The 25,669-nt window shown below is 64.8% G+C and carries 22 protein-coding genes; 16 read left to right on the top strand and 6 right to left on the bottom strand.

Annotated features, from left to right (window positions below):
* Nucleotides 1–219 precede the first annotated feature (219 nt).
* The 6 genes from glyQ (at nucleotide 220) to HV670_RS04470 (ending at nucleotide 7,159) form a co-directional block, all read left to right on the top strand.
* Nucleotides 220–1,182, top strand: a complete 963-nt coding sequence (gene glyQ / locus HV670_RS04495) for a glycine--tRNA ligase subunit alpha (RefSeq protein ID WP_175103659.1) — start codon at nucleotides 220–222, stop codon at nucleotides 1,180–1,182.
* Between the two features lie 30 nt (nucleotides 1,183–1,212).
* Nucleotides 1,213–3,330: a glycine--tRNA ligase subunit beta gene (gene glyS / locus HV670_RS04490; RefSeq protein WP_175103448.1), complete on the top strand. Its 2,118-nt coding sequence runs from the start codon at nucleotides 1,213–1,215 to the stop codon at nucleotides 3,328–3,330.
* A complete protein-coding gene (gmhB, locus tag HV670_RS04485; protein WP_175103447.1) occupies nucleotides 3,330–3,890 on the top strand; it encodes a D-glycero-beta-D-manno-heptose 1,7-bisphosphate 7-phosphatase in 561 nt (186 codons plus the stop codon). Before glyS ends, gmhB begins: the two co-directional genes overlap by 1 nt.
* A gap of 16 nt (nucleotides 3,891–3,906) precedes the next feature.
* On the top strand, nucleotides 3,907–4,713 hold the full coding sequence (locus tag HV670_RS04480; protein WP_175103658.1) for a lysophospholipid acyltransferase family protein: 807 nt from the start codon (nucleotides 3,907–3,909) through the stop codon (nucleotides 4,711–4,713).
* Nucleotides 4,714–4,887: 174 nt separating this feature from the next.
* On the top strand, nucleotides 4,888–5,820 hold the full coding sequence (locus HV670_RS04475; RefSeq protein ID WP_175103446.1) for a M48 family metallopeptidase: 933 nt from the start codon (nucleotides 4,888–4,890) through the stop codon (nucleotides 5,818–5,820).
* 25 nt (nucleotides 5,821–5,845) lie between these two features.
* Complete coding sequence (locus HV670_RS04470; RefSeq protein WP_175103445.1) at nucleotides 5,846–7,159, top strand: hemolysin family protein; 1,314 nt, start codon at nucleotides 5,846–5,848, stop codon at nucleotides 7,157–7,159.
* Nucleotides 7,160–7,175: 16 nt separating this feature from the next.
* On the opposite strand, the gene rsmA is transcribed toward HV670_RS04470, so the two are convergent.
* The 4 genes from rsmA to HV670_RS04450 form a co-directional block, all read right to left on the bottom strand.
* A complete protein-coding gene (gene rsmA, locus HV670_RS04465) occupies nucleotides 7,176–7,979 on the bottom strand; it encodes a 16S rRNA (adenine(1518)-N(6)/adenine(1519)-N(6))-dimethyltransferase RsmA (RefSeq protein ID WP_425511387.1) in 804 nt (267 codons plus the stop codon).
* 146 nt (nucleotides 7,980–8,125) lie between these two features.
* Nucleotides 8,126–9,136 (bottom strand): 4-hydroxythreonine-4-phosphate dehydrogenase PdxA, encoded by a 1,011-nt coding sequence (pdxA, locus tag HV670_RS04460; RefSeq protein ID WP_175103443.1) that lies wholly within the window; start codon nucleotides 9,134–9,136, stop codon nucleotides 8,126–8,128.
* A gap of 37 nt (nucleotides 9,137–9,173) precedes the next feature.
* The gene (locus HV670_RS04455) at nucleotides 9,174–10,556 is read right to left on the bottom strand and encodes a peptidylprolyl isomerase (protein WP_175103442.1); all 1,383 of its coding nucleotides are present in this window, start codon (nucleotides 10,554–10,556) and stop codon (nucleotides 9,174–9,176) included.
* 131 nt (nucleotides 10,557–10,687) lie between these two features.
* Nucleotides 10,688–13,048 carry an LPS-assembly protein LptD gene (locus tag HV670_RS04450; protein ID WP_175103657.1) on the bottom strand — a complete coding sequence of 787 codons (2,361 nt, stop codon included), beginning with the start codon at nucleotides 13,046–13,048 and terminating at the stop codon, nucleotides 10,688–10,690.
* A 325-nt stretch (nucleotides 13,049–13,373) separates the two neighbouring features.
* Here HV670_RS04450 and HV670_RS04445 point away from each other — a divergent pair, with 325 nt between their 5' ends.
* From HV670_RS04445 to ruvB, 10 genes are all read left to right on the top strand, one after another.
* Nucleotides 13,374–14,468 carry an aminoglycoside phosphotransferase family protein gene (locus tag HV670_RS04445; RefSeq protein WP_175103441.1) on the top strand — a complete coding sequence of 365 codons (1,095 nt, stop codon included), beginning with the start codon at nucleotides 13,374–13,376 and terminating at the stop codon, nucleotides 14,466–14,468.
* Between the two features lie 32 nt (nucleotides 14,469–14,500).
* Nucleotides 14,501–15,244: an N-acetylmuramate alpha-1-phosphate uridylyltransferase MurU gene (gene murU, locus HV670_RS04440; protein ID WP_246256986.1), complete on the top strand. Its 744-nt coding sequence runs from the start codon at nucleotides 14,501–14,503 to the stop codon at nucleotides 15,242–15,244.
* The gene (locus tag HV670_RS04435; RefSeq protein WP_175103440.1) at nucleotides 15,241–16,656 is read left to right on the top strand and encodes an aminopeptidase P N-terminal domain-containing protein; all 1,416 of its coding nucleotides are present in this window, start codon (nucleotides 15,241–15,243) and stop codon (nucleotides 16,654–16,656) included. Before murU ends, HV670_RS04435 begins: the two co-directional genes overlap by 4 nt.
* Entirely contained in the window at nucleotides 16,653–17,867 is a 1,215-nt protein-coding gene (locus tag HV670_RS04430) for a UbiH/UbiF/VisC/COQ6 family ubiquinone biosynthesis hydroxylase (protein ID WP_175103439.1), read from the top strand. The genes HV670_RS04435 and HV670_RS04430 overlap by 4 nt, the downstream gene beginning before the upstream one ends.
* A gap of 250 nt (nucleotides 17,868–18,117) precedes the next feature.
* Nucleotides 18,118–19,185 carry a tRNA dihydrouridine synthase DusB gene (dusB, locus tag HV670_RS04425; RefSeq protein WP_175103438.1) on the top strand — a complete coding sequence of 356 codons (1,068 nt, stop codon included), beginning with the start codon at nucleotides 18,118–18,120 and terminating at the stop codon, nucleotides 19,183–19,185.
* On the top strand, nucleotides 19,182–19,415 hold the full coding sequence (locus HV670_RS04420; protein ID WP_175103437.1) for a Fis family transcriptional regulator: 234 nt from the start codon (nucleotides 19,182–19,184) through the stop codon (nucleotides 19,413–19,415). Before dusB ends, HV670_RS04420 begins: the two co-directional genes overlap by 4 nt.
* A gap of 227 nt (nucleotides 19,416–19,642) precedes the next feature.
* Complete coding sequence (gene purH, locus HV670_RS04415; RefSeq protein ID WP_175103436.1) at nucleotides 19,643–21,220, top strand: bifunctional phosphoribosylaminoimidazolecarboxamide formyltransferase/IMP cyclohydrolase; 1,578 nt, start codon at nucleotides 19,643–19,645, stop codon at nucleotides 21,218–21,220.
* Between the two features lie 48 nt (nucleotides 21,221–21,268).
* Entirely contained in the window at nucleotides 21,269–21,811 is a 543-nt protein-coding gene (gene ruvC, locus HV670_RS04410; RefSeq protein ID WP_175103435.1) for a crossover junction endodeoxyribonuclease RuvC, read from the top strand.
* A gap of 46 nt (nucleotides 21,812–21,857) precedes the next feature.
* Nucleotides 21,858–22,436 carry a Holliday junction branch migration protein RuvA gene (gene ruvA / locus HV670_RS04405; protein WP_175103434.1) on the top strand — a complete coding sequence of 193 codons (579 nt, stop codon included), beginning with the start codon at nucleotides 21,858–21,860 and terminating at the stop codon, nucleotides 22,434–22,436.
* Nucleotides 22,437–22,469: 33 nt separating this feature from the next.
* Nucleotides 22,470–23,525, top strand: a complete 1,056-nt coding sequence (gene ruvB, locus HV670_RS04400) for a Holliday junction branch migration DNA helicase RuvB (protein WP_175103433.1) — start codon at nucleotides 22,470–22,472, stop codon at nucleotides 23,523–23,525.
* A gap of 8 nt (nucleotides 23,526–23,533) precedes the next feature.
* Here ruvB and HV670_RS04395 read toward each other — a convergent pair whose 3' ends face one another.
* Both HV670_RS04395 and tyrS read right to left on the bottom strand, forming a co-directional pair.
* Nucleotides 23,534–24,277, bottom strand: coding sequence for a histidine phosphatase family protein (locus HV670_RS04395; protein ID WP_175103432.1), 744 nt, complete (start codon nucleotides 24,275–24,277; stop codon nucleotides 23,534–23,536).
* A 130-nt stretch (nucleotides 24,278–24,407) separates the two neighbouring features.
* Entirely contained in the window at nucleotides 24,408–25,649 is a 1,242-nt protein-coding gene (gene tyrS, locus HV670_RS04390; protein ID WP_175103431.1) for a tyrosine--tRNA ligase, read from the bottom strand.
* Nucleotides 25,650–25,669 lie beyond the last annotated feature (20 nt).

Raw genomic sequence — 25,669 nt, 5'->3', positions numbered from 1 at the left:
TGCCGGGTCCGGAACCCGACCCGGACCCGGCGCGCCATGCTCAAGCGATGAATGCGATACGACGCAAGCCGGACCGGATAGCCGTCGCGCGCCCGAAATGCGGCTTCGCGCCCAACTCCGGGTAAAATTCAGCGTTTCGCTTATCGGACCAGTGCTGCGGCTCACGCGCGGCACCGGCGCATGGCCCGTCTCCCGCGGGACGACAGTACAGAACACACGATGCTCACCTTTCAGCAAATCATTCTCAAGCTCCAGGCCTACTGGGATGCGCAAGGCTGCGCGCTGCTGCAGCCGTATGACATGGAAGTCGGCGCGGGCACCTCGCATACCGCGACCTTCCTGCGCGCGATCGGCCCGGAGCCCTGGCGCGCGGCCTATGTGCAGCCGTCACGGCGCCCCAAGGACGGCCGTTACGGCGAAAACCCGAACCGCCTCCAGCATTACTACCAGTATCAGGTCGTGCTCAAGCCCGCGCCCGAAGACATCCTCGATCTCTATCTGGGCTCGCTCGAGGCGCTTGGCTTCGATCTGAAGCAAAACGACGTGCGCTTTGTCGAGGACGACTGGGAAAACCCCACACTCGGTGCCTGGGGCCTGGGCTGGGAAGTCTGGCTCAACGGCATGGAGGTCACGCAGTTCACCTACTTCCAGCAGGTCGGCGGGATCGACTGCAAGCCGGTGCTCGGCGAGATCACGTATGGCCTCGAACGACTCGCGATGTACCTTCAGCGCGTCGAGAATGTCTACGACTTGATCTGGACCGAATGGGAAGAAAACGGCGAGCGCCGCGTGCTGACTTATGGCGACGTCTATCACCAGAACGAGGTCGAACAATCGACCTACAACTTCGAGCACGCGAACGCCGACATGCTGTTCGGCTTCTTCACGAATTACGAGAGCGAAGCCAAGCGTCTGCTCGAAGCACAGCTTGCCCTGCCGGCCTACGAAATGATTCTCAAGGCGGCTCACACTTTCAATCTGCTCGACGCACGCGGTGCGATCTCCGTCACCGAACGGGCCGCCTATATCGGCAGGATCCGGAACCTGTCGCGGCTGGTCGCGCAGGCTTATTTCGAATCGCGCGAACGGCTCGGTTTTCCGATGCTGCATGGCGCGGGCGCGACACAACGCGCGACGCCCGCCCATGCCTCCGCCCCGTCTGCGTCTTCTTCGGCCGCCTGACCCGTACCCGACACCGCCACGCTGAGCACCATGACTGAACACTCCACCGCCTCGCTGCTCGTCGAACTGCTGACCGAGGAACTCCCCCCCAAGGCGCTCGCGCGCCTGTCCGACGCGTTCGCGCAGGGTCTCGCCGAACGTCTCGCCGCACGCGGCCTGCTCGAAGGTGAGCGCGCCGGCGCGGCACTGTCCGAAGCATTCGAGGCCTTTGCCACGCCACGCCGGCTCGCCGTGCTCGTCAAGGGCGTGCGCAGTGTGGCCGCCGCGCGCGCGATCCGCGAAAAGGTCCTGCCGGTCTCGGTCGCGCTCGACGCGCAAGGCAATCCCACCGCGCCGCTCGCCAAGAAGCTCGCCGCACTCGGCTTTGCCGAGTTGACGCTCGCCGATCTCGAACGTGCGCAGGACGGCAAGGCCGAGGCCTTTTTCCTGAGCTACACGGCGCCCGGCGCCTCCCTTGCCGAAGGACTCCAGGCCGCGCTCGACGAAACGATCGCCAAGTTGCCGATCCCGAAGGTCATGAAGTACCAGCGCCCGGACGGCGAAGACGTGCAGTTCGTGCGCCCCGCCCACCGCCTTGTCGCACTGCACGGCGATGCGGTGGTACCGGTCCGCGCACTCGGTCTGACGGCGGGCCGCACCACGCTCGGCCATCGTTTCCTGTCCAAGGGCACGATTGAAATCGCCAAGGCGGACGACTACGAGACGCAACTCGCGCAGCAAGGCAGTGTGGTCGCGAGCTACACGCGCCGTCGCGAGCAGATCCGCGCCGCGCTCCTCGCGAAGGCCGCCGGCGACCAGGCCGTGATGCCCGACGCCCTGCTCGACGAGGTCAATTCGCTCGTCGAATGGCCGGTCGTCTATGAGTGCGCGTTCGACGAAAGCTTCCTCGCCGTGCCGCAGGAATGCCTGATCCTGACGATGCAGACCAACCAGAAGTATTTCGCGCTGACCGACGCGGGCGGCAAGCTGCGCTCGCGCTTCCTGATCGTCTCGAATCTCGCGACCGATACCCCGCGCGATATCGTCCAAGGCAATGAACGTGTCGTACGGCCGCGGCTCGCCGATGCGAAGTTCTTTTTCGAGCAGGACAAGAAGAAGACGCTTGCCGAGCGCGTACCGCTGCTCAAGAACGTCGTTTATCACAACAAACTAGGCTCGCAGCTCCAGCGCGTCCAGCGCATCGAAGCGCTCGCCGCGACGATCGCGCCGCTGATGGCGGCCGACCTGGAGCTCGCCAAGCGCGCCGCCCACCTCGCGAAAGCCGACCAGCTGACCGACATGGTCGGCGAGTTTCCCGAGCTCCAGGGCACGATGGGCCGCTACTACGCCCTGCACGACGGCGAACCCGAGGACGTCGCACAGGCCTGCGCGGAACACTACCAGCCGCGCTATGCGGGTGATGCGCTGCCCAGGACGCAGACCGGCACCGTCGTCGCGCTCGCCGACAAGCTCGAGACGCTGACCGGCATCTGGGGCATCGGCCTCGCCCCGACCGGCGAGAAAGACCCGTTCGCGTTGCGCCGCCATGCGCTCGGCGTGCTGCGGATCCTGCTCGAGAACACGCTGCCGCTCGATATCCGGCAGCTTCTGCAACTGAGCTACGCACAGTTCGCGACGCAGCCGCATGTGGCCGATTCGGTCGAGGCGATCTACACCTTCCTGCTCGATCGCCTGCGCGGTCTGCTGCGCGAGCGCGGCTACAGCGCCAACGAGATCGAGGCCGTGGTCAGCCAACAGCCGACTCGCATCGACGACATCGTCGCGCGGCTCGACGCGGTACGCGCCTTCGCGGCCTTGCCCGAAGCCGATGCGCTTGCCGCCGCGAACAAGCGGATCTCGAATATCCTCAAGAAGTCGGAGGATTCGACGGGCACGGTCGACGCGAGCCTGCTCGGCGAAACGGCCGAGCGCGCGCTTTACGACAAGCTGTCGAGCGTCGCGCCGATGGTGCAGACGCAACTCGCCGCGCGCGAGTATGCGGGCGCGCTGACCGCGCTCGCCAGCCTGCGCAACCCCGTCGACACCTTCTTCAACGATGTGATGGTCAATGCGGACGATGCGGCCCTACGCACGAACCGGCTCGCGCTGCTCTCGCAATTGCACACGCAGATGAACTGCGTCGCCGACATCTCGAAGCTGGCCGCCTGATGACCGTCGCACGCAAGCTCATCGTGCTCGACCGCGACGGCGTGATCAACGTCGACTCGGACCAGTTCATCAAGTCGCCCGACGAGTGGGTCGCGATCGAGGGCAGCCTCGAGGCGATCGCGCTGCTCAACCAGGCGGGCTATCGCGTGGTGGTCGCCTCGAACCAGTCGGGCATCGGTCGCGGCCTGTTCGACATGGCCGCGCTCAACGCGATGCACCATAAGATGCATACGGCGCTCGCAACGGTCGGCGGACGCATCGATGCGGTCTTCTTCTGCCCGCACACCAAGCAGGACCAGTGCGACTGCCGCAAGCCACGTTCGGGCATGCTCAAGATGATCGCCGAGCGCTTCGATATCGATCGCGCCCATACGCCCGTGGTCGGCGACTCGCTGCGCGACCTGCAGGCCGGCGCGGCCGAAGGCTTTCCGACCCATCTCGTGCTGACCGGCAAGGGGCGTTCGACGATGGATGCCGGCGGCATGCCCGAAGGCACGATCGTGCATGAGAACCTGCTCGCGTTTGCGCGCTACTGGTTGCGCGAGGAAAAACATGCGTGAGCGTCAAGTAACGCTGATGATGCGCGTGACCTCGGTCCTCGCACTGCTCTACTTCGCCGTGTTCACGGTGCCGTATGCGATCTTCTGTTTCCTGAGCTTTCCGTTCCTGAACGCGCACCGGCGCTACTGGGTCGCGGCGGGATGGTGCAAGGTCACGGTTGGCGTGCTGCGTCGGCTCAACGGCATCGACTACCGCGTCGAGGGCCGCGAGAACCTGCCCGACGGACCGGCCGTGCTGCTCGTCAAGCACCAGTCGGCCTGGGAGACGATCGCACTGCCCGCGCTGATGCCCAAGCCGCTGTGCTTCGTATTCAAGCGCGAGCTGGTCTATGTGCCCTTCTTCGGCTGGGCCCTGGGCATGCTCAAGATGATCAAGATCGACCGCAAGCAGGGCAACGCCGCATTCGCCTCGGTGCTCCGGCAGGGCCGCGCGCGGCTCGCCGACCGGTCATGGGTCATCATGTTCCCCGAAGGTACGCGGATTCCGGTCGGGCAGCAGGGCAAATACAAGAGCGGCGGCACGCGCTTCGCGGTCGGCGCCGAAGCGCCGATCGTGCCGATCGCGCACAACGCGGGGCATGTCTGGCCCCGGCATGCGTGGATCAAGTACCCCGGTCTCGTGACGGTTTCGATCGGCAAGCCGATCCCGACCGCCGGCCGTTCGATCGACGAAGTGAACCGCGAAGTCGAGGCATGGATCGAGACCGAGATGCGCCGCCTCGATCCAAACGCGTATGACGGCCCCTATGTACCCGATGCGAAAGGCAGCGCGCCGCGCCGCGCACGCACGCGGGCAGCTGGAGACTCGGGAGCCGGAGCGTAGACGCTCAATCGCCTATACGCTTGACCGGGGAGGCCGGCGGACCCGTCACGGCAGCTTGCCGCATGGTGATACCCGGCTCATGGCCCCCCTTTTTCATAAATCGTCTACACTTGCCTCCAACGCAGACTGCGCCCGCCGCGATATCGACACGGGCGTCCCGGAGTACCGCTTAAGATGCCTCAGGCCCCCTCACCGCGCACCGCAGCGCTCGACACCCGGCAACTCGACCTGCCGTTGTTCGACGGACCGGACCTGCTGCCCCCTTCATCACCCCCTGCATCATCGCCCTCGTCGTCTCCTGCTTCACCCTGGCCCCCGCTGGCGCGTGACACGCCACCGCCCGCCCAGCCGCGCGTGCCGGCGCCCACCACGCTGCCCGATGGATCGCGCCTGCGCCATCTCGTGCTCGGCCAGCATGTGCTGCCCTACCGGCTCAAGCGCTCGGCGCGCCGTACGATCGGCTTCGTGATCGACGGCAGCGGCCTGACGGTCACCTCGCCGCGCTGGGTCACGCTTCACGATATCGAGACGGCGATTTCGGACAAGCAGAACTGGATCATCAGCAAGCTCACGGAATGGCAGGGCCGTGCCGAACGCCGCGCCCTGCCTGATATCGACTGGATCGACGGCGCCGAACTGCCCTATCTCGGCAAGACGATCCGGGTCGCCGTGAGCTCTGCATCGGGCAGCCTGTGCTTCGATGAAAGCTCGGGCCTGCTCGAGCTCGGCCTGCCGGTCAGCATCGATGCGCAACAGGTCAAGGACCGGGTGCAGAGTTGGCTGCAAAGCGAGGCCAAGCGGATCTTCGGACCGCGGCTCGATCACTATGCGCAGCGACTGGGTGTGCGCTATGAGAAGTTCGGCCTGTCGTCGGCCGCGACACGCTGGGGCAGTTGCACGAGTGACGGCAGGATCCGGCTCAACTGGCGGCTGATCCATTTTCCGATGTCGATCATCGACTACGTCGTCGCGCACGAGCTCGCTCATCTGCGCGAAATGAACCATAGTGCGCGCTTCTGGGAAACGGTCGCATCGATCTTCCCGGAATTTCGCGAGGCACGTCACACGCTCAAGAATCATCCGCCCGAACTGCTTCCCGCACTCTGACCACACCGGGCCACGCCAGACCTGAATGGATACTCTTCTATCGCTGGCCGCGGCACTACTTCTGGTATTGCTGAACGGCTTTTTTGTTGCCGCCGAGTTCGCGCTCGTCAAGCTTCGCGGCACGCGTGTCGCCGCGATTGCCAAGCAGCACGGCTGGCGCGGCCGGCTGCTACGGCGCGTGCACAGCCGTCTCGATACCTATCTGTCGGCCTGTCAGCTCGGCATCACGCTCGCCTCGCTCGGCCTTGGCTGGCTTGGCGAACCCGCCTTTGCGCATCTGCTCGAGCCGGTGTTCAGCGCGCTGGACGTCCAGCCCCGGTTCGGCGGCACGATCTCGCTGGTGCTCGCGTTCGTGCTGATCTCGTTCCTGCATATCGTCGCGGGCGAACTCGCACCGAAGTCGCTCGCGATCCGCATGCCCGAGCGCGCGGGCCTGATAACGGCGGCGCCGCTTTACCTGTTCTACTGGCTCATGTACCCGGCGATCGCGCTGCTCAATATGAGCGCAAACGGAATCCTCCGGCTGCTCGGCCTCGCGGACAGCGGCCATGCCGATACGCCTTATGGCGAAGACGAGATCCGTCTGATCCTGCGCGGCAGCCGGCCGCCGCGGCAGTTCACGCGCGACGAATGGAACACGCTCTCGCATTCGCTCGAATTCGGCAAGCTGAGTTCAAGCGACCTGATGCGGCCGCTGCGCGACGCGGTCGGCTTCGAGGTCGACGACACACTCGAGACGGTCATGCGCGTCGCGCGCGAAAAGCGCTATAGCCGCTATCCGCTCTACGGCGAAGACGGCGATTCGGTGATCGGCATGATCGATTTGAAAGACGTGCTGTTCGCGCATGTCGATGCCGCGCGCGACGGGGGTCTGCGCGCGCTGGCGCGGCCGGTGCTCCACACCTTGCCCGAGATGCCCGCGCTCGAACTCCTGCGGCTTTTTCGGGGCGGTGCGCCGCACTTCGCCGTGGTCGGACGCCCGGGACTCGCGCCGATCGGCTTCGTGACGCTTGCCGATCTCGCCAGCGCCCTGGTCGGACAGATCAAGGATGACGTGCGCACGACCGAAGTCGAATGGGAAAGGCTGCCCGACGGCAGCGTCGAGGGCCAGGCCAGCCTCACGATCGTTTCGCTCGAACACGAGCTCGGGGTTCACTTCGGAGAGCAACGGGCCGAATCGGTCGGCGGCATGATTCTCGACCGGATCGGCGAGCTGCCCCTGCCCGGACATGTCGTCGACTTCGATGCCGCGACGATCACGGTCAAGGAATTGATCGGGCCGCGCATCGGCACGGTCGTCGTGACGCCGAAGGATGAAGCGTCGGAGCTTGCCGATTGAGCGGTCGCTGAGTTCGCTACTTCAGTGTTTGTGCGACACGGACATATTCATCGACCGGCACGTCTTCGGCACGACGCTGGAGGTCGAACCCCAGCGCCTCGAAATCGACTCGGTCGCGATAGGCGCCCAGCGTATTGCGCAGCATCTTGCGGCGCTGGCTGAATGCCGCGGTCACGAGTTCGCCAAGCACCTTCACGTCGACGTCGGCCAGTTCGTCGGCATTGCGTGGAATCATCCTCACGATCGCCGAATTGACTTTCGGTGGCGGCTCGAACGACTCGGGCGGCACGTCGAACAGCTTGTCCATCCAATACCGGTACTGGAGCATCACCGACAGCCGGCTGAAGGCTTTGGTCCCCGGCTCCGCGACCATCCGCTCGACCACCTCGTCCTGCAGCATGAAGTGCTGGTCGATCACGACATCGGCAAAGGCGGTCAGGTGAAACAGCAGCGGGCTCGAAATATTGTATGGGAGGTTGCCGACGATGCGCAGATTGCGCGGCCCCACCGCGCCGACGACGTCTGCGAGTGGCCGGAAGTCGAATGCGAGCGCATCGCCCGAGTGGAGCACGAGCCTGTCGCCGAAGGTCTGCGTCAGACGCGCGATCAGGTCGCGATCGAGTTCGACCGCATGGAGCTGCTCGACACGCGCGGCGAGCGGCGTCGTCAGCGCACCGAGACCCGGGCCGATCTCGACGATGCGGTCGCGCGGCTGCGGGTTGATCGCATCGACGATCGAATCGATGATGCCGTGATCGGTCAGGAAGTTCTGGCCGAAGCGCTTGCGCGCGACGTGGCCCTGGTGGGATTTCAGCTTCATCATAGACGGACTCGCGGCCCCTCAGGGCCGCACTCGACGGCAGCGCGGGATCACGCAGCCTGTCTGATTAAAAGGGTCGCTCGTACGGCTCACTCAAGTGGAGCCATCAAGTGGAGCCACCAAGCGGAGCCACCATGCCCTGGCCATCAAGCGCAATGCGAACGATGCCGCGCCATGGAAACCGCCGCATCGATCGCAGCGATCAGGCTGCCGCAATCGGCCCGACCCGTACCGGCCAGGTCGAGTGCGGTGCCATGATCGACCGAGGTTCTGACGATCGGCAGGCCGAGCGTCACGTTGATGCCCTCGCCGAAGGTCGCATACTTGAGCACCGGCAGGCCCTGGTCGTGGAACATCGCGAGCACGCAGTCGGCATCGCGCAGGTAGCGGGGCTGGAACAACGTATCGGCGGGATAGGGGCCGCGTGCATCGATGCCTGCCGCGCGCACGCGTTCGAGCGCGGGCGAGATCACATCGATCTCCTCACGGCCGAGATAGCCGTTTTCGCCGGCATGCGGATTGAGACCGGTCACGAGAATCGCGGGTGCCTCACGACCGAATGAGGCGCGCAGGTCACGGTCGATGATGGTCAGCGTTTCGACGAGACCGTCGATCGTCAGCGCCGCGGAAACGTCCTTGAGCGGCAGATGGGTCGTCGCGAGCGCCACCCGCAGCGGATGCTCGCCCGAACCCGCGAGCATCATGACGACGCGCGGCGTACCGGTGCGCTCGGCAAGATATTCGGTATGGCCGGTGAACGGCACACCCGCGTCGTTGATCGTGCTTTTCTGGAGCGGCGCGGTCACGAGCGCCGCGAAGCGCCCGTCGAGCGCTCCATCGATCGCGGTATCGAGCAGGTCGAGCACATAGCGGCCATTGGCCGGATCGAGCGTGCCAGCCTGGGCGGGTCGCCCGAGCGGATGATGTTCGATGCCGACCGCACCGCTCGCCAGCAGAGGCTGCAAGTCGATGCCAACCCGCGCGGCACGCTCCTCGAGCAGGCCGCGATCGCCGAGCACGACGAAATGAACACCCGGCCAGCGCGGCTGTGCAGCAGGCTCGCCAAGCCCATGTGCCAGCGCCTGCACAGTCAGTTCTGGACCGACACCGGCGGGCTCGCCAGTGGTGATCGCGATCTGGAGCGAGTGGGCGTTCATCAGTGCGTGTTCATCTCGTCGATGCCGGAGGCAGGTCTCAATTCGCGCCGTTCGGCATCGTCTCGTAGTGCACATACGACGAATCACGCAGCTCGCGCAGCCAGTCTGAATAGGCCTGCTCGGCCTTGCGCTGGCCCAGGGCCTGGCGTGCGAGATCCTGCTGCTTCTGGACGTTGACATCCGCATCGCGGCGGCCGAGCACTTGGATCAGGTGATAGCCATACTCGGTACGCACGGGATCGCTGATCTCGTCGACCTTGAGGTTGTTCATCGCACGCTCGAAGTCGGGTACGGTTTCGCCGGGGCTGATCCAGCCGAGGTCGCCGCCTTGCTGGGCCGACCCGTCCTGCGAATACGTGCGCGCATAGGTCGCGAAGTCGCCGTTATGCGCGAGAAGCTTCTGCTTGATGTCCAGCAACTGCTGGCGCGCCGCCGGCTCGGACATGCTGCCGCCCACGCGCAACAGGATGTGCTGCACGTGCGTCTGCACCATCTTCGGCGCGTCGGCCCCCGAACTCTGCGCAGGTCGGCGATCGACCAGCTTGACGATATAGAGCACGCCGTCGCCCTTCACGATCTCCGTGTCGACCTGCCCCGGACGCAACGACGACGTCGCAGCCACGACCTCGTCGGGCAGCGAGCCCGGCGACTTGAAGCCGAGGTCTCCGCTCGTCTTCGCGGCATCGTCGGCCTGCGAATACTGCTGCGCAAGCTTGCCGAAATTGGCGCCCGAAGCGCTGGCCTGCTGGAGCACGCTCTGCGCCTTGGCCTGGATCGCGTCGAGTTCGCCCTGCGCCAGGCTGGCCGGCGCCTTGAACTCGATCAGTTGCACATGCAGGTCGTTCTGCGGTGCGCCCGGGCCGCGCTGGCTCGCGAGGTAGGCAACCACTTCGGTGTCCGAGACCTGGACCTTGCTGTCGACTTCACGTTCGCGCAGCCGGCTCAGGAGCAGCTCGTTGCGCGCGTCGCGCTGGAACGTCGACCAAGGTACCCCTTCCGCCGTCAGGCGATCGCGATACTGGTCGAGCGTCATGTGGTTCGTTGCGGCAAGCCGCTCGAGTGTGCGCTGGACCATCGCATCGTCGACCGTGATGCCGTCGTCTTGTGCCTTCTCGATCTGGATGCGCTCGAGCACCATCTGGTCGAGCACCTGCCGCTTGAGATCGGCCTCGGGCGGCAGCGCGCTGTTCTGCTGCTTGAGGCGGTTCTGGATCAGGGCGGTGCGGTCGTCGAGCTCGCGCTGCGTGATCACGCCATTGTTCACGACCGCGGCCACACGGTCGACCGGGTCGACGGACGTGCCACCATCGAGGGCTTGTGCCCGGGCCGACTGGACGGTGCACAACAGGGCGGTCAGCGCGAGCAGCGGGACGACGAGCGCGGTCGACAGGCGCCAGCAAACGGGTTTTACGGTTTTCATAGTTCCCAACAAAGACTCCGTGTTAATGCTGTTTCGACGTGACGCGCGTTCGGGGCGCGCAGCAGGGTTGCAATTTCGACGGCGCGGCCAGCCCGTATTGAACTCACCGCATCGAGGCGGCTGCGCCGGTGCTATTCATAATTGGTGAAGCGCGAATTGGGCGGCGGCAATCCCGGCGTCGGCGTGTAGCCCGGCACGCTCGCACGGAACTGCTCGACCAGGCCGTTATCAATCTTCGAAAAGCCCTTGAGTTCCAGTTGGGCAAGGATACGCGTCCCGGTACCGGGCACACCCGTCGTTTCGATGCCGTTCGCATAGCGCTGGACCGCGAGGCCGAGCGTCCAGCATTCGGCGTCGTATTGCATGCCGATCACACCGTCGACGACCTGGTGCGCGATGAAGTCGTAGTTCACACGCGCGACCCCGTAGAGATGGGCCGTGATCGGCCATTGTGTGGAAACCACGAACTGGTTGATCGGCACATTGTCGAGCGTTTCGGTCGCGCGCGTGTAGCGGTATGAGACGTTGAGCACTTCGCGCTCCGCCGGGCTCCACGCAAAACCGATGTTCGAACGGATCAGCTCATTGAGGCTCTGGTTATATTGGAACGCCACCCCCGTCGCAAATGTCGCGCCAAGCTTCATCGATGCCCCGAGCAGCAGGTCGGAATGGTTCGCTGAGTCGAGCGTCTCATCCGGCACCAGGGTCACACGCTGCTGCTGGAAATAGTATTGCTGCGCAATCGTGAAGCGCGCACGTTCATCGCCGGTCGACGCATTGATGAAGCGCGTCGTGAGGCCGAGCGTCACCTTGTTGGCGTCGGCGATCCGGTCATTTCCGACGAAGGTGTTTTCCGTATAGATCTCCGCGAGCCCGAAGTCGGCTTCGGCCGTGTCGAACAGCGGCTGGAAGTTCTGATTGTGATAGGGCGTGTAGACGTAGTAGGCGCGCGGCTCGAGCGTCTGGATATAGTCCATCCCGAACAGGCGCACCGGCCGTTCGAAGACGAGCCCCGAATCGAGGCTGAACGTAGGAATCGCCGAGCTCAACTGGCGCGGCTGCCCCGCCGGCGCAGTCGACGCGATATAGGTCAGGTTGTAGGCGGTGAAGTGTTCCTGGATCTTCGGAATCACGAAGTATCCCGGCCCGATCAGCGAGTAGCTGAGATACGGGTTCAGGTACAGCCGGTCGCCCTCGGTCATGTCGCCCGTCGTGACGGTGAAGCGCGTCGCATCGCCCTCCACGCCGAAGTCGAAGCCGTCGACGTCGTACTTCGACCACTTGACGTTGAGCTGGGGCTCACGGCCATAAGGCGCCGTCGACGGCGGCAGCGTCTGCCAGTTCTGCACGCGCGCGAGAATCGACCAGTCGCCCTTGTTGTAGGTCAGCCCCGCTTCCTGCTGGTACAGCACCTGAGTGCCGGTCGTGAACAGGTCGTTCGATCCGAGATCTTCCGGATAGGTGGCATCCGAGACCTTGTTGTAATTCGCATAGACGCTCACGCCGTCGCCAAGCTGCTGCGTATGGTTGAAATAGATTGCCCACCGGTTCGTCTTGGTCTGCATGTCATGCGGCAGGTCCTGGACGGTCAAGGTCCCCGAATAAGTCGGGGACAGATAGCGATAGGTCGCGGAAAGCTGCACGCCGCGATCCGTCATGATCCGCGGTGCCACCGTCAGGTCGCGGTTCGGCGCGATATTGATGTAGTACGGCTGCGTATAGTCCAGGCCGGTGGTCGAACTGATCCCGACCGTTGGCGGCAGCAGGCCGGACTGGCGATCGCCGGTCAGTGGAAACGTCATGATCGGGCTCGCGAAGATCGGCACGTGCTCGAAGAACAGCACCCCATTATGGGCAACCCCCAAGTTCGATCCTGAATCGAGATCGACCTGACTGGCCGACACATACCACGCCGGATCGTCAGCGCACTTGCAGGCGGTATAGGTGCCGTGGTCGATCTTGGTCCGTTCGGGGTCGAGCAGGTTGGCCTGCTGGGCGTGGCCATTGCCGCTCGTCGAGTTGAAGTGGTAGGTCGGCGTCAGGATGAAGCCTTCGTTCGCCTCGACCTTCAGGTGCGCTTCGGGCCCGGTAAAGGTGTTGCCGTTGTTGACCAGCCTGACGTTGCCATACGCATCGGCGCGGTCGGTGTCCTGATCGTAGTGAAGGTTCTCCGCCTTGATGACGGTCGTCGTGTTCCGGATTTCGGCACTGCCGGTCAGTGAGATGTCCTGGTCGAGCGTGCCGGCCGCGTAGTCCGAGATCGTGAACCGGGCCGGCTTCTCGTCCGGTCCGAGTAGGTGTTCCTCGACCTGAGGCGCGAGCTTCAGGCCCCAGGGCGAATCGACCGGCGTCGGGATCGCCGCCTTGGCGCTGAGCTGCGCATGCGCGTGGGGCGACCAGCTCGCTGTCGCGACGATCGCCGCGAAAAGCGGCGTGGCGTGCAACGGCGAGCAGCGGCGGGGTTTCGTTCGGCGGGTCTTTCTCAGCGGCATGAACGCAATGGGCAAGCGGAACCGCGTCGGCACTTCGCAGTCGCCGCCTAGGTGGCCGGGCCAGCCGGGGCGCCTTTACGGCGGCACACGGGCAGAAGCGAAGCGAAGCTTGCGCGGGTCGCGCGTAAAAAGTCGTGGGGTATTATATGGCAAGACGTTTTGATGGCGGCCTTGCAACGCCTACAAGGCCCCGACTTTGTCGTAACACCTCCTTGCGACGGCTTTCTGCGTCTCATTTTTGCGTCTTTTGCCTCCGGTTTGGGCGTCGCTGCTCCGCTGTTTCCTTTTTTTTTGTCCACTACTTCTTTCAAGTCCGTTCATCCCGATGCCTGCTCCCGATCCACGACTCGACCAGCTCCGCGACTGGCTGGCGGGCCTCGCCGCGCCGCGCGGCCTGCAGGTTTCGACCCTCGCGCCGGCTTCCGCGGATGCGAGCGCGCGCCGCTACTTCCGGCTCGACTGCGCGTCACAGACCGAGCTACACGCCGAACTGCAGGCTGAAACCCAGGCTGGAAGGTCCGGTAATAAAGGCACGCAACAAAGTGTCATCGCGGTCGATGCCCCGCCCCCCGAAAAGTGCCGCGAATTCGTACAGATCGCGGGCCTGCTCGCGCACGCGGGCGTTCATGCGCCCGACGTGCTCGCCAGCGATCTCGAGCAAGGCTTCATGCTGGTCACCGACCTCGGTCGGACGGCCTACATCGATGTCCTCGATCCCGCCCGCCCGGCCGAAGCGGTGCCGCTGCTGCGCGACGCGCTGGGCACCCTGATCCGCTGGCAGGCCAGTTCCCGGCCCGGTGTGCTGCCGTTGTTCGACGACGCGTTCCTCCAACGCGAGATGAATCTGTTTCCCGAGTGGTACCTCGAGCGCCACCTGGGCCGCAGCGAGGCCCAGGTGGCCGCCGATCGCACCACGCTCGCGCCGGTGTTCCGGGCGCTCGCCGACAGCGCGCTCGCCCAGCCGCAGTGCTTCATGCTGCGCGACTTCATGCCGCGCAATCTGATGGTCTGCACGCCCAACCCCGGCGTGCTCGACTTCCAGGACGCCGTCGAGGGCCCGATCGCCTACGATGTCGCGTCGCTGCTGCGCGACGCGTTCATCAGCTGGGACGAGGAGGTCGAACTTGACTGCTTTGTTTGGTACTGGGAACAGGCGAAGAAGGCTGGCCTGCCGGTGCGCTCGGATTTCGGCGAGTTCTACCGGGAGCTCGAGTGGATCGGCCTGCAACGCCACATCAAGATCCTCGGCCTGTTCGCGCGGCTCGCGTATCGCGACGGCAAGCCGCGCTACCTCGAAGACCTGCCGCGTTTCATCGCCTATGCGCGCAAGGTCGCCCTGCGCTACCGTCCGCTCGCGCCGCTCGCGCGCCTGCTCGACCAACTCGAAGGCCAGGCGCCCGCGGTTGGATATACCTTCTGAAGACCGGCGATGAAGCGCTGCAGGACTAAGAGATGACGACCCTTGCAATGATCTTTGCCGCGGGCCGCGGCGACCGGATGCGCCCCTTGACCGACCACTGTCCGAAACCGCTGCTCGAAGCCGGCGGCAAGCCGCTGATCGTCTGGCAAATCGAAAGCCTCGCACGTGCGGGCTTCAAGACCATCGTGATCAACCACGCATGGCTTGGCGAACAGTTCGAGGCGCGCCTGGGCGACGGCTCGCAATGGGGCGTGACCCTGCGCTACTCGGCCGAACACAGCGCACTTGAAACGGCAGGCGGCATCGCACAGGCGCTGCCCCTGCTCGAACCGGCCGGCACCCCGTCCATCTTCGTCGCGATCGCGGGCGACCTCTATACCGCGTTCGACTATGCCAGCCTGCTGCCGACCGCGCGACGCATGGCCGGCGAGGCGATACCGGGCATGCACCTCGTCGTCGTGCCGAATCCGCCCTATCATCCGCGCGGCGACTTTACGCTGCGCGAGGACGGCTGGCTCGTGACCGACGAGTCGCCCCGCTGGCCTCGGCTGACCTTTGGCAGTATCGGCGTGTACGACAGCCGCATGTTCCACACGATCGTGCCCGGCACCCAGCACGCGCTGACGCCCTATTTCTTCGACACGATCGCCCAGGGCCGCGCCAGCGGCGAGCGCTATGACGGGCTGTGGCGCAATGTCGGCACGCCCGCGCATCTCGCCGAAATCGACGCGCTGCTGCGTGCGGCCGAAGGCCCGGGCGCTACAATTCCACCATGAACATCGCCACCGAACCCGCCCTCGCGGACCTCGCCGGCACGCGCATACGCACCGCCGAGATCTGCCGCGCCCGCCGCGAGCGCCTGCTCGATCACCTCGCCACGAGCGGCGGCATCGCGATCCTGCGCACCGCGCCGACCGCGATCCGCAATCTCGATACCGAATATCCTTACCGGCACGACAGCTCGTTTTATTACCTGACCGGTTTCACCGAGCCCGACGCGTGGGTCGTGCTCGACGGTACGACGCGCGAGACAACGCTATTTTGCCGCGCGAAGAACGTCGAGCGCGAGACATGGGAAGGCTTCCACTACGGGCCCGAAGCGGCGCGCGAGCAGTTCGGGTTCAGCGCCGCCTATCCGCTCGAAGAACTCGATACGCAGGTACCCGGCTTGCTCGAGCACGCTTCATCGCTCCACTATGCACTCGGCTCGTCGGCCGAACTCGATGCCCGCGTACGGCAATGGCTCGATGCGGTGCGTGCGAGATCGCGCGTCGGCGTGATCGCCCCGGCCGTGGCCTGCGACGTGCGCAAGCCGATCGACGAAATGCGCCTGCGCAAGGATGCGCACGAGCTCGCCATCATGCGCCGTGCCGGCCGCATCTCCGCGGCTGCTCATGTCCGCGCAATGCGCGCGAGTCGCGCGGGGATCCGCGAGTACGAACTCGAAGCCGAACTGCTCTATGAATTCCGCCGCCAGGGTGCGCAGGGTCCCGCCTACGGTTCGATTGTCGCGAGCGGCGCGAATGCATGCGTGCTCCACTACCCCGCGGGTAATGCCGCCGCGCGCGACGGCGAGCTGATCCTGATCGACGCGGCCTGCGAACTCGATGGATATGCCTCCGACATCACGCGCACATTCCCCGCCAACGGACGATTCACCGGCCCGCAGCGCGAGCTCTATGCGATCGTGCTCGCGGCCCAGCAGGCCGCCATCGACGCGACGCGCGCAGGCGTGAGCTACGATGCGCCCCACGATGCGGCGGTCCGGGTGCTCGCGCAGGGCATGCTCGATACCGGCCTGCTCGAAAGCAACACGGTCGGCCGCCTCGACGATGTGATCGAACAGAAGGCCTACCGGCGTTTCTATATGCACAGCACGAGCCACTGGATCGGCATGGACGTGCATGACGTCGGCGACTACTTCACACCGCTGGAGCCCGGCGCCTCTACATCGCGTACTCCGGTCCCCGAGCGCGTACGCACACGGCGCCCGCTCGAGCCGGACATGACCTTGACGATCGAACCCGGCCTCTACGTGCGCGCGGCGGAGGACGTGCCTGAAGCGTACTGGAACATCGGCATCCGGATCGAGGACGACGCGGTCGTGACGGCACAAGGCTGCGAACTGCTCACGCGCGATGTCCCCGTCGCCATCGACGAGATCGAACACCTGATGTTGAACCGATGACCGCTTCCGATCTCCATTCCAGTCTCGATTGCGACATCGCCATCGTCGGCGCGGGCCCCGTGGGGCTCGCGCTGGCGAGCTGGCTCGCGCGGCGCGGCGCGACCGCGCAGTTGTCGGTCTGCCTGCTCGATGCGCGCCCACCGCATGCGGCGCTCGACGATCCGCGCGCGCTCGCCTTGTCGCACGGCAGCCGCATCCTGCTCGAGCCGGTGGGCTGGCCGCGCCAGGCCACGGCGATCGAACGCATCCATGTGTCACAACGCGGGAGCTTCGGCCGCGCGCTGATCGAGCACGACGAACACGACGTGCCCGCGCTCGGTTATGTCGTGCGTTATGGCGCGCTGGTCGGTGCACTCGCCGACGGTGCCGCGCGCGCAGGTGTCGATGTGACATTGGCGAGCGCGACGGCCTCCGCGCAGCATGCGCAAGGCGTGACGCTGACGCTCGATGCAAACGGTGCGGGCAAGACGCTCAACGCGCGCGTGCTCGTCAACGCGGAGGGCGGCCTGTTCCGAACGTCCGAGCCGGTACCCCGGCGCCTCGCGTCCGGCATCGCAAAACACCAGCGTGACTATGAGCAGACCGCGATCGTCGGTGTCGTCACCGTAAGCGCACCGCAACGCCATACAGCCTGGGAACGCTTCACCCACGCGGGCCCGCTCGCCCTGCTGCCGCTCGACGACAGCACGGACGCCGCACGCTGCAAGTACGCGCTCGTCTGGTGTGGCGAACCCGAGCACGCGCAACGCCGCCTCGCGCTGTCGGATGAAGCCTTTCTCGCGGAACTCGGCGAGGCGTTCGGCGCACGCATGGGCCGCTTCACCTCGATCGCGGGGCGCGCCGCGTTCCCGCTCGGACTGATCGCGCTTGCCCAACCGGTTGACGGTCGCACAGTCGCGATCGGCAACGCAGCGCAAACCTTGCACCCGGTCGCGGGTCAGGGCCTTAACCTCGGTCTGCGCGACGCGCATACCCTGGTCGACAGTTTTGCGAAGCATGGCGCGACGCCCGAGGCGCTCGCCGATTTCGCCAAACGCCGCACGCTCGACCGCCGCCTCACGATTGGCCTCACCGATACGATGGCACGTGCGTTCACGATCGATCTCGGACCGCTTGCAGGGCTGCGCGGACTCGCACTTGCCGCGCTCGACCTCGCACCATCGGCAAAGCGTGCGCTCGCACGGCACATGATGTTTGGTCAGCGTCGCTAGGCCCTCGCTTATCGCTTATCAGTACATCAATGCAAGCAGCAGGGTCCATGGCAAGACTTGTGTGTCGGCGGAGGAGCCGGGGCCTGACCGATTTCGGCGAGTGGCGACCCACGCCCGCTTGTCGAATCGGAATATTTTGCGCGCTTGAAGATTTAAGCGTGAGGCGATTCAAGTTGAGTTTTGTTTGCCTGTAAAATACGCATCTTTCCACGCTAACCTGCCCTTCAACGAGGGTGTCCGCGCCTTAGCCATGCCTTCGATCGGCCGTCATACACTGCGCAACAATCTGTTCGTCGCCCCCATGGCCGGCGTCACGGATCGCCCTTTCCGGCAGCTTTGCAAGCGGCTCGGCGCGGGTTATGCAGTGTCCGAAATGGTCGCCTCGAACGCGCAGTTGTGGAATAGCGAAAAGACCTTGCGCCGCGCGAACCATACAGGCGAAGTCGAACCGATCGCGGTGCAGATCGCCGGCGCCGATCCCGCCATGATGGCCGAAGCCGCGCGCTTCAATGTCGATCGCGGCGCGCAGATCATCGATATCAATATGGGCTGTCCCGCGAAAAAGGTCTGCAACGTCGCGGCCGGGTCAGCCTTGTTGCAGAACGAACCGCTCGTCCAGCGCATCGTCGAGGCGGTCGTCGGCGCGGTAGGCACCGGCCCCGACGCCGTACCGGTCACGCTGAAGATCCGTACCGGGTGGCATCCCGATCACCGCAATGCGCTGAGCATCGCGCACATTGCCGAACAGGCCGGCATCTCGATGCTGACCGTGCACGGCCGCACGCGGGCCGACCTCTATCATGGCGCCGCCGAGTACGAGACGATCGCCGCGGTCAAGCAGTCCGTGTCGATACCGGTCGTCGCGAACGGCGACATCACGACGCCGGCCAAGGCCAAATTCGTGCTCGAACAGACCGGTGCCGATGCATTGATGATCGGCCGCGCCGCGCAGGGCCGCCCCTGGCTGTTTCGCGAGATCGAACATTTCCTGCTGCATGGCGAATTGCTGCCCGCGCCGCGGATCGACGAGATCCGCCAGGTGATGAACCATCACCTCGAAGATCACTATGCGTTCTATGGTGAATTTACGGGCGTGCGCACGGCACGCAAGCACATCGGCTGGTACACTCGCGGCCTTTCCGGCGCACAGGGATTCCGCCACCGGATGAATACGCTCGATTCCACCCGTGAACAACTCGCCGCCGTCAATGCATTCTTTGACGAGCAGGAGCAGTTCTCGGACCGACTGATCTACAGTGACGTGGCAGCGGGCGACACCGAGGGCGGACCCGACAATCTCGATCGACTAGCAGCATGAGCAAGAACAACATCGAACAATCCGTGCGCGACAGCCTTGGCGTGTACTTCCAGGACCTGGACGGCTCGCGCCCGCATGATATCTATGAAATGGTGATTTCGATCGTCGAGAAACCGATGCTCGAACTCGTTCTCGAGCATGCAAACGGCAATCAGTCGCTCGCGGCCGAGTTTCTCGGCATTAACCGCAATACGCTGCGCAAGAAGCTGCAGCAGCACGGGCTGTTGTAAGCCCCGAGTAAACCGCGAACCGCGGCCCACTTGGCGTTGCCGAGTATCGCGGCGACCCGATTCGCAGTACGGTTCGTCTTGCGGCGGCTTACCCGGCCTACGGGTGGTCCCTGGCGGTCTTTCAGCGATCCCCAGGTCATCCTTCAGTCGATCTTTCAATGATATTTCAACCGGTCCCCCGACCGGCCACTTATCCGCCCGCTTTCCCTTTTGCGTTCCTCATCGCCATGATCAAGCAAGCGCTTATTTCCGTTTCCGACAAGTCGGGCATCGTCGAGTTTGCCAAGTCGCTCTCCGCCCTGGGCGTATCGCTGCTCTCGACGGGCGGCACCGCCAAACTGCTCGCCGATGCGGGCCTCAAGGTGACGGAAGTCGCCGACTACACCGGTTTTCCGGAAATGCTCGACGGGCGGGTGAAGACGCTGCATCCGAAGGTGCACGGCGGCATTCTCGCGCGGCGCGACCTGCCCGCGCACATGGCCAAGCTCGAAGAGCACGGCATCCCGACGATCGACCTGATGGTCGTCAATCTCTACCCGTTTCGCGAGACCATCGCGAAGGACGACTGCACACTCGAGGACGCGATCGAGAACATCGACATCGGCGGTCCGGCGATGCTGCGTTCGGCCGCGAAGAATCATCGCGACGTGACGGTCATCGTCGACCCCGCCGACTACGCGGTCGTGCTCGATGAAATGCGCGCGAACGGCAACACGGTCGGCTATTCGACCAACTTCCGCCTCTCGACCAAGGTGTTCGCGCACACCGCGCAGTACGACGGCGCGATCACGAACTACCTGACGAGCCTCGGTGAGGATCGCGCGCACCAGACCCGCAATGCCTACCCCGCCACGCTGAACCTCGCCTTCGACAAGGTCCAGGACCTGCGCTACGGCGAGAACCCTCATCAGCAGGCAGCCTTCTATCGCGATATCGTGGTGCCTTCCGGTTCGCTCGCGAACTACACGCAGTTGCAGGGCAAGGAACTCTCGTACAACAACATCGCCGATGCGGATGCCGCTTGGGAATGTGTGAAGACGATGCAGGGACCGGCCTGCGTGATCATCAAGCATGCGAACCCGTGCGGCGTCGCGCTCGGTGCGAACCCGCTCGAGGCCTATGGGAAGGCGTTCAAGACCGATCCGACCTCGGCGTTCGGCGGCATCATCGCCTTCAATGTCGAAGTCGACGAAGCCGCGGCGCAGGCCGTTGCGAAGCAGTTCGTCGAAGTGTTGCTCGCACCTTCGTTCAGCGCGGCCGCGAAGGCCGTGTTCGCAGCCAAGCAGAACGTGCGCCTGCTGCAGATCCCGCTGAGCGATGCCGATCGCGATGTGCACAATCCGTTTGACTTCAAGCGCGTGGGCGGCGGCCTGCTCGTGCAGTCGGCCGACGCCAGGAATGTGCAGGCAAGCGAGCTGCGTGTCGTGACGCAGCGTCAGCCGAGTCCGAAGGAAATGGAAGACCTGTTGTTCGCCTGGCGCGTCGCCAAATTCGTGAAGTCCAATGCGATCGTATTCTGCGCGGATGGCATGACGCTCGGCGTCGGTGCGGGCCAGATGAGCCGGGTCGACTCGGCGCGCATCGCGAGCATCAAGGCGCAGAATGCGGGCCTCGTGCTCAACGGTTCGGCGGTCGCATCGGATGCGTTTTTCCCGTTCCGCGACGGTCTCGATGTGGTCGTCGCCGCGGGTGCGACCTGCGTGATCCAGCCGGGCGGTTCGGTGCGCGACGAGGAAGTGATCGCCGCTGCCGATGAGCACAAGATTGCGATGGTGCTCACGGGCACACGGCACTTCCGGCACTGAGCCAGGCGTTCGTCCTCCTTCCGCCCCCTTCATCGAGAGTCGCCGACCTTGCGTATCCTCGGGATCGACCCTGGCCTGCGTGTCACGGGGTTCGGCGTCATCGACAAGCACGGGCAAAAGCTCAGCTATGTCGCCTCGGGTGTCATCCGGACAGCCACGGGCGACTTGCCAAGCCGGCTCGGCACGATCTTCAGCAGTATCACGACGCTGATCGAACAGCACCGGCCCGATCAGGCATCGATCGAGAAGGTCTTCGTCAACGTCAATCCGCAATCGACCCTGCTGCTCGGCCAGGCGCGCGGTGCGGCCATCGCGGGCCTGGTGGCCGGCGGTTTGCCGGTTGCCGAATACACGGCGCTCCAGCTCAAGCAGGCGATCGTCGGCACGGGACGCGCGACGAAATCGCAGGTCCAGGACATGATCGTGCGCCTGCTCGTGCTGTCGGGCACGCCGACGACCGATGCGGCCGATGCGCTCGGCGTGGCGATCTGCCATGCACACAGCGCCGACACGGTCGCGGCAATCGGCAAGCTTGCACCGGGACTCGCAAAGAAGGGGTATCGCGTGCGAGGCGGCCGTCTGATCGGCTAATGGGTCGCTTCAGCTACACTCGCGCTTTACCTTCTGCTGCCTCGCCATGATCGGTCGAATTGCCGGCGTCCTGCTGGAAAAGAATCCCCCGCATCTGCTCGTCGACTGCAACGGCGTCGGCTATGAAATCGACGTGCCGATGAGCACGTTCTACAACCTGCCGCCGCTCGGCGAGCGCATCGTGCTGCTGACCCAGCAGATCATTCGCGAAGACGCGCATCAACTCTTCGGCTTTGCGACCGCCAACGAACGCGCGGCGTTTCGCGAGCTCGTCAAGATCACCGGAATCGGCGCGCGCATGGCGCTCTCGGTGCTGTCGGGCATGAGCGTCGGCGAACTCGCACAGGCCGTGACGCTCCAGGATGCCGCGCGCCTGACCCGCGTGCCCGGCATCGGCAAAAAAACTGCCGAGCGCCTGATGCTCGAACTCAAGGGCAAGCTCGGCGCCGATCTCGGTGTCGCCGCCGGCGGCCTGCCCGCGACCGATCATGCGAGCGACGTGCTCAATGCCCTGCTCGCGCTCGGCTATTCCGAAAAAGAAGCATTGAGCGCCGTCAAGACCGTGCCAGCCGGCACGGGTGTCTCCGATGGCATCAAGCATGCGCTGAAGGCGCTGTCGAAATAAAAGCGCGCGGGCCGCCACTGTACAATCGTCCCCATGATCGAAACCGACAAACTCGCCGGCGAGCGCGTGATTGCCGCCACCCCGACGTCGCCGAACGAGGAAGCGTTCGAGCGCGCGCTGCGGCCTCGGCTCCTCGATGAATATGTCGGCCAGGAAAAAGTCCGTAGCCAGCTCGAGATCTTCATCCAGGCAGCGCGCGGTCGCAGCGAAGCGCTCGATCACGTGCTGCTGTTCGGCCCCCCGGGTCTGGGCAAGACGACGCTTGCGCACATCATCGCGCGCGAGATGGGCGTCAACCTGCGCCAGACGTCGGGCCCCGTGCTCGAACGCGCCGGCGACCTCGCCGCGCTGCTGACCAACCTCGAAGCGAACGATGTCTTGTTCATCGACGAGATCCACCGGCTCTCGCCGGTCGTCGAGGAAATCCTGTACCCGGCGCTCGAGGACTATCAGATCGACATCATGATCGGCGAAGGCCCGGCGGCGCGCAGCGTCAAGCTCGACCTCCAGCCGTTCACGCTGATCGGGGCGACCACGCGGGCCGGCATGCTGACCAATCCGCTACGCGACCGGTTCGGGATCGTCGCGCGGCTCGAGTTCTATAACGCCACGGAGCTTACGCGCATCGTGTTGCGTTCCGCGCAGTTGCTCGGCGCCTCGATCGTTGAAGATGGCGCGTTCGAGATCGCGAAGCGCTCGCGCGGCACGCCGCGGATCGCCAACCGGCTGCTGCGGCGCGTGCGCGATTATGCGGAGGTGAAGGCCGACGGCCGGATCAGCGCCTCCGTCGCCGATGCGGCGCTCAAGATGCTCGATGTCGATGCGGTGGGCTTCGACCTGATGGACCGCAAGCTGCTCGAAGCCATCCTGCAGAAGTTCGACGGCGGCCCGGTCGGCGTGGACAATCTCGCCGCGGCAATCGGCGAGGAACGCGACACGATCGAGGATGTGCTCGAACCGTATCTGATTCAGCAGGGCTTCCTGCAGCGCACCCCGCGCGGCCGCGTGGCCACGCTGCTCGCGTACCGGCATTTCGGCCTCGCAGCTCCCGACGCGGGTCCGATCAAGGATCTCTGGAACCTGACCTGACAGGTACTTCAAAGCACCCGCGTATCCACCTGCACCGCTCGCGTATCGTCGCGGGCCTCGCTGCCCTCGAGATGCGAAACGTCGGCCCAGCGAATCACCTGCGCACTGGTTGCGGTGAATTTGACGATGTTGATGCTCGCGTTCAGCAGCAGGTAGTCTCGTTCGCGGCCAAGCGCCAATGACAAGGCATAACGCCGCGCGTTATCGAGCACCCCGCCATGTGCGACCACGACCAGCCGTTCGTCGGGATGACGCGCGGCAAGCCCGCGCAATGCCGCTACCACACGATCATGGAAGACCCGCGGCGATTCCCCATTGTCGGGCCCGAATTCGGGATCGCGACTCTGCCATTCAATGAATTGTTCGGGATAGCGGCTCTCGATCTCACTCGGATCGAGTCCTTCGAAGCAGCCATAATTGCGCTCGCGCAGCGTCGCCATCGGCACCGGCACGAGACCCAGCGCGCGGCCAACCGGTGCAGCGGTCTGGCGCGCGCGCTGGAGGTCACTCACATAGATCGCGGCAACCGGCTTCCGATCGAGCCCTCCGCCCGCATCGGCTTCGTTGAGGCTCGCAGCGAGTGAGTCCGACAGGTCGCTGCCGGCCGCCCTCGATCGCGCAAACCGTTCACCGAGTTCAGCGGCCTGACGCAAGCCCAGTTCATTGAGCGGTATGTCCGTGAATCCCTGAATCCGCTTGATCGCGTTCCATGAGGTTTCGCCGTGGCGAATCAGGATCATCGTGGTCGGCATGCAGGAGTCCGGTTAGTTGTACGGTCAATAAGAATCAGCGCGGAAGTACATCAGGCAAGCGAGGTACATGGCATACGCGGGGCGCCACCACGTGTACGTACTCGAAGCGCACGCGCGGCGGCCCCTTCGTTCAAGCCGACAAGGTCACGCGCGCGAATTTGCGTTTGCCGACCTGGACGACGAAGGTGCCCGCGTCAAGCTTGAGCGCCTTGTCGGCGATCGGCGTGCCGTCGATGCGCACGCCGCCCTGCTCGATATTGCGCATTGCCTCGCTCGTCGAGGGCACGAGGCCCGCCTGCTTGAGCAAGGCGCCGATCGCAAGCGGCGCGCCGTTCAGGCTGAGCTCAGGGATATCGTCGGGAATGCCGCCTTTCGCGCGTCGATCGAATGCCTCGAGCGCAGCCGCGGCATCAGCCGCCGAATGGAAACGCGTGACGATCTCCTGACCGAGCAGCACCTTGAAGTCCCGCGGATTGCGGCCCGCTTCGGTTTCACGCCGAAAGCCCGCGATCTCCTCGCTGTCGCGGAACGACAGCAGTTCGAAATAGCGCCACATCAGCACGTCCGAGATGCTCATGAGCTTGCCGAACATGTCCTCGGGACGGTCCTTGATGCCGACGTAGTTGTTCTTCGACTTCGACATCTTCTCGACGCCGTCGAGCCCTTCGAGCAGCGGCATGGTCAGGATGCACTGCGGCTCCTGGCCGTATTGCTTCTGCAATTCGCGACCGACCAGCAGGTTGAACTTCTGGTCGGTGCCGCCGAGCTCGAGATCCGATTCGAGCGCCACCGAATCGTAGCCCTGCATCAGGGGGTACAGGAATTCGTGCACCGAGATCGGTACACCACCCTGATAGCGCTTGGTGAAATCGTCGCGTTCGAGCATGCGCGCCACTGTGTAGCGCGAGGCGAGCTTGATCATTCCGTCCGCACCGAGCGGGAGCGACCACTCACTGTTGTAGCGGATCTCGGTCTTCTCGCGGTCGAGCACCATGACCGCCTGCTCGAAATAGGTCTTCGCGTTCTCCTCGATCTGCTCACGCGTGAGCGGCGGCCGCGTCGCGTTGCGACCCGACGGATCGCCGATCAACGAGGTGAAGTCGCCGATCAGGAAGATCACCTGATGGCCGAGATTCTGCAATTGCCGCATCTTGTTGAGCACGACCGTGTGGCCGAGATGAAGATCGGGTGCAGTCGGATCGAGGCCCAGCTTGATGCGCAGCGGCTTGCCTGTGGCCGCGCTCCGGGCGAGCTTCTGCGCGAATTCGTCTTCGATCAGCAGTTCGTCGCAGCCGCGCTTGGCGACGTTCAGCGCGTGGCGGACTTCATCGGTCAGGGGGTAAATGGGGGCGGACGATTGCGGACTGGTCATGCTGAGATTGACTGAAAGGA

Source organism: Pararobbsia alpina (assembly GCF_902859895.1).
GTDB lineage: Bacteria > Pseudomonadota > Gammaproteobacteria > Burkholderiales > Burkholderiaceae > Pararobbsia > Pararobbsia alpina.
The sequence above is the reverse complement of the archived record's forward strand: the minus strand, read 5'-3'. Positions and strand labels throughout refer to the sequence as shown.

Coding starts and splice junctions, on each gene's coding strand:
- HV670_RS04395 (WP_175103432.1), bottom strand. CDS start 24,277: ATGCCGACCACGATGATCCTGATTCGCCACGGCGAAACCTCATGGAAC.
- murU (WP_246256986.1), top strand. CDS start 14,501: ATGACGACCCTTGCAATGATCTTTGCCGCGGGCCGCGGCGACCGGATG.
- ruvA (WP_175103434.1), top strand. CDS start 21,858: ATGATCGGTCGAATTGCCGGCGTCCTGCTGGAAAAGAATCCCCCGCAT.
- tyrS (WP_175103431.1), bottom strand. CDS start 25,649: ATGACCAGTCCGCAATCGTCCGCCCCCATTTACCCCCTGACCGATGAA.
- pdxA (WP_175103443.1), bottom strand. CDS start 9,136: ATGAACGCCCACTCGCTCCAGATCGCGATCACCACTGGCGAGCCCGCC.
- ruvB (WP_175103433.1), top strand. CDS start 22,470: ATGATCGAAACCGACAAACTCGCCGGCGAGCGCGTGATTGCCGCCACC.
- purH (WP_175103436.1), top strand. CDS start 19,643: ATGATCAAGCAAGCGCTTATTTCCGTTTCCGACAAGTCGGGCATCGTC.
- glyQ (WP_175103659.1), top strand. CDS start 220: ATGCTCACCTTTCAGCAAATCATTCTCAAGCTCCAGGCCTACTGGGAT.
- HV670_RS04445 (WP_175103441.1), top strand. CDS start 13,374: ATGCCTGCTCCCGATCCACGACTCGACCAGCTCCGCGACTGGCTGGCG.
- rsmA (WP_425511387.1), bottom strand. CDS start 7,979: ATGAAGCTGAAATCCCACCAGGGCCACGTCGCGCGCAAGCGCTTCGGC.
- HV670_RS04435 (WP_175103440.1), top strand. CDS start 15,241: ATGAACATCGCCACCGAACCCGCCCTCGCGGACCTCGCCGGCACGCGC.
- HV670_RS04450 (WP_175103657.1), bottom strand. CDS start 13,048: ATGCCGCTGAGAAAGACCCGCCGAACGAAACCCCGCCGCTGCTCGCCG.
- HV670_RS04475 (WP_175103446.1), top strand. CDS start 4,888: ATGCCTCAGGCCCCCTCACCGCGCACCGCAGCGCTCGACACCCGGCAA.
- HV670_RS04420 (WP_175103437.1), top strand. CDS start 19,182: ATGAGCAAGAACAACATCGAACAATCCGTGCGCGACAGCCTTGGCGTG.
- HV670_RS04480 (WP_175103658.1), top strand. CDS start 3,907: ATGATGCGCGTGACCTCGGTCCTCGCACTGCTCTACTTCGCCGTGTTC.
- gmhB (WP_175103447.1), top strand. CDS start 3,330: ATGACCGTCGCACGCAAGCTCATCGTGCTCGACCGCGACGGCGTGATC.
- HV670_RS04470 (WP_175103445.1), top strand. CDS start 5,846: ATGGATACTCTTCTATCGCTGGCCGCGGCACTACTTCTGGTATTGCTG.
- dusB (WP_175103438.1), top strand. CDS start 18,118: ATGCCTTCGATCGGCCGTCATACACTGCGCAACAATCTGTTCGTCGCC.
- glyS (WP_175103448.1), top strand. CDS start 1,213: ATGACTGAACACTCCACCGCCTCGCTGCTCGTCGAACTGCTGACCGAG.
- HV670_RS04455 (WP_175103442.1), bottom strand. CDS start 10,556: ATGAAAACCGTAAAACCCGTTTGCTGGCGCCTGTCGACCGCGCTCGTC.
- HV670_RS04430 (WP_175103439.1), top strand. CDS start 16,653: ATGACCGCTTCCGATCTCCATTCCAGTCTCGATTGCGACATCGCCATC.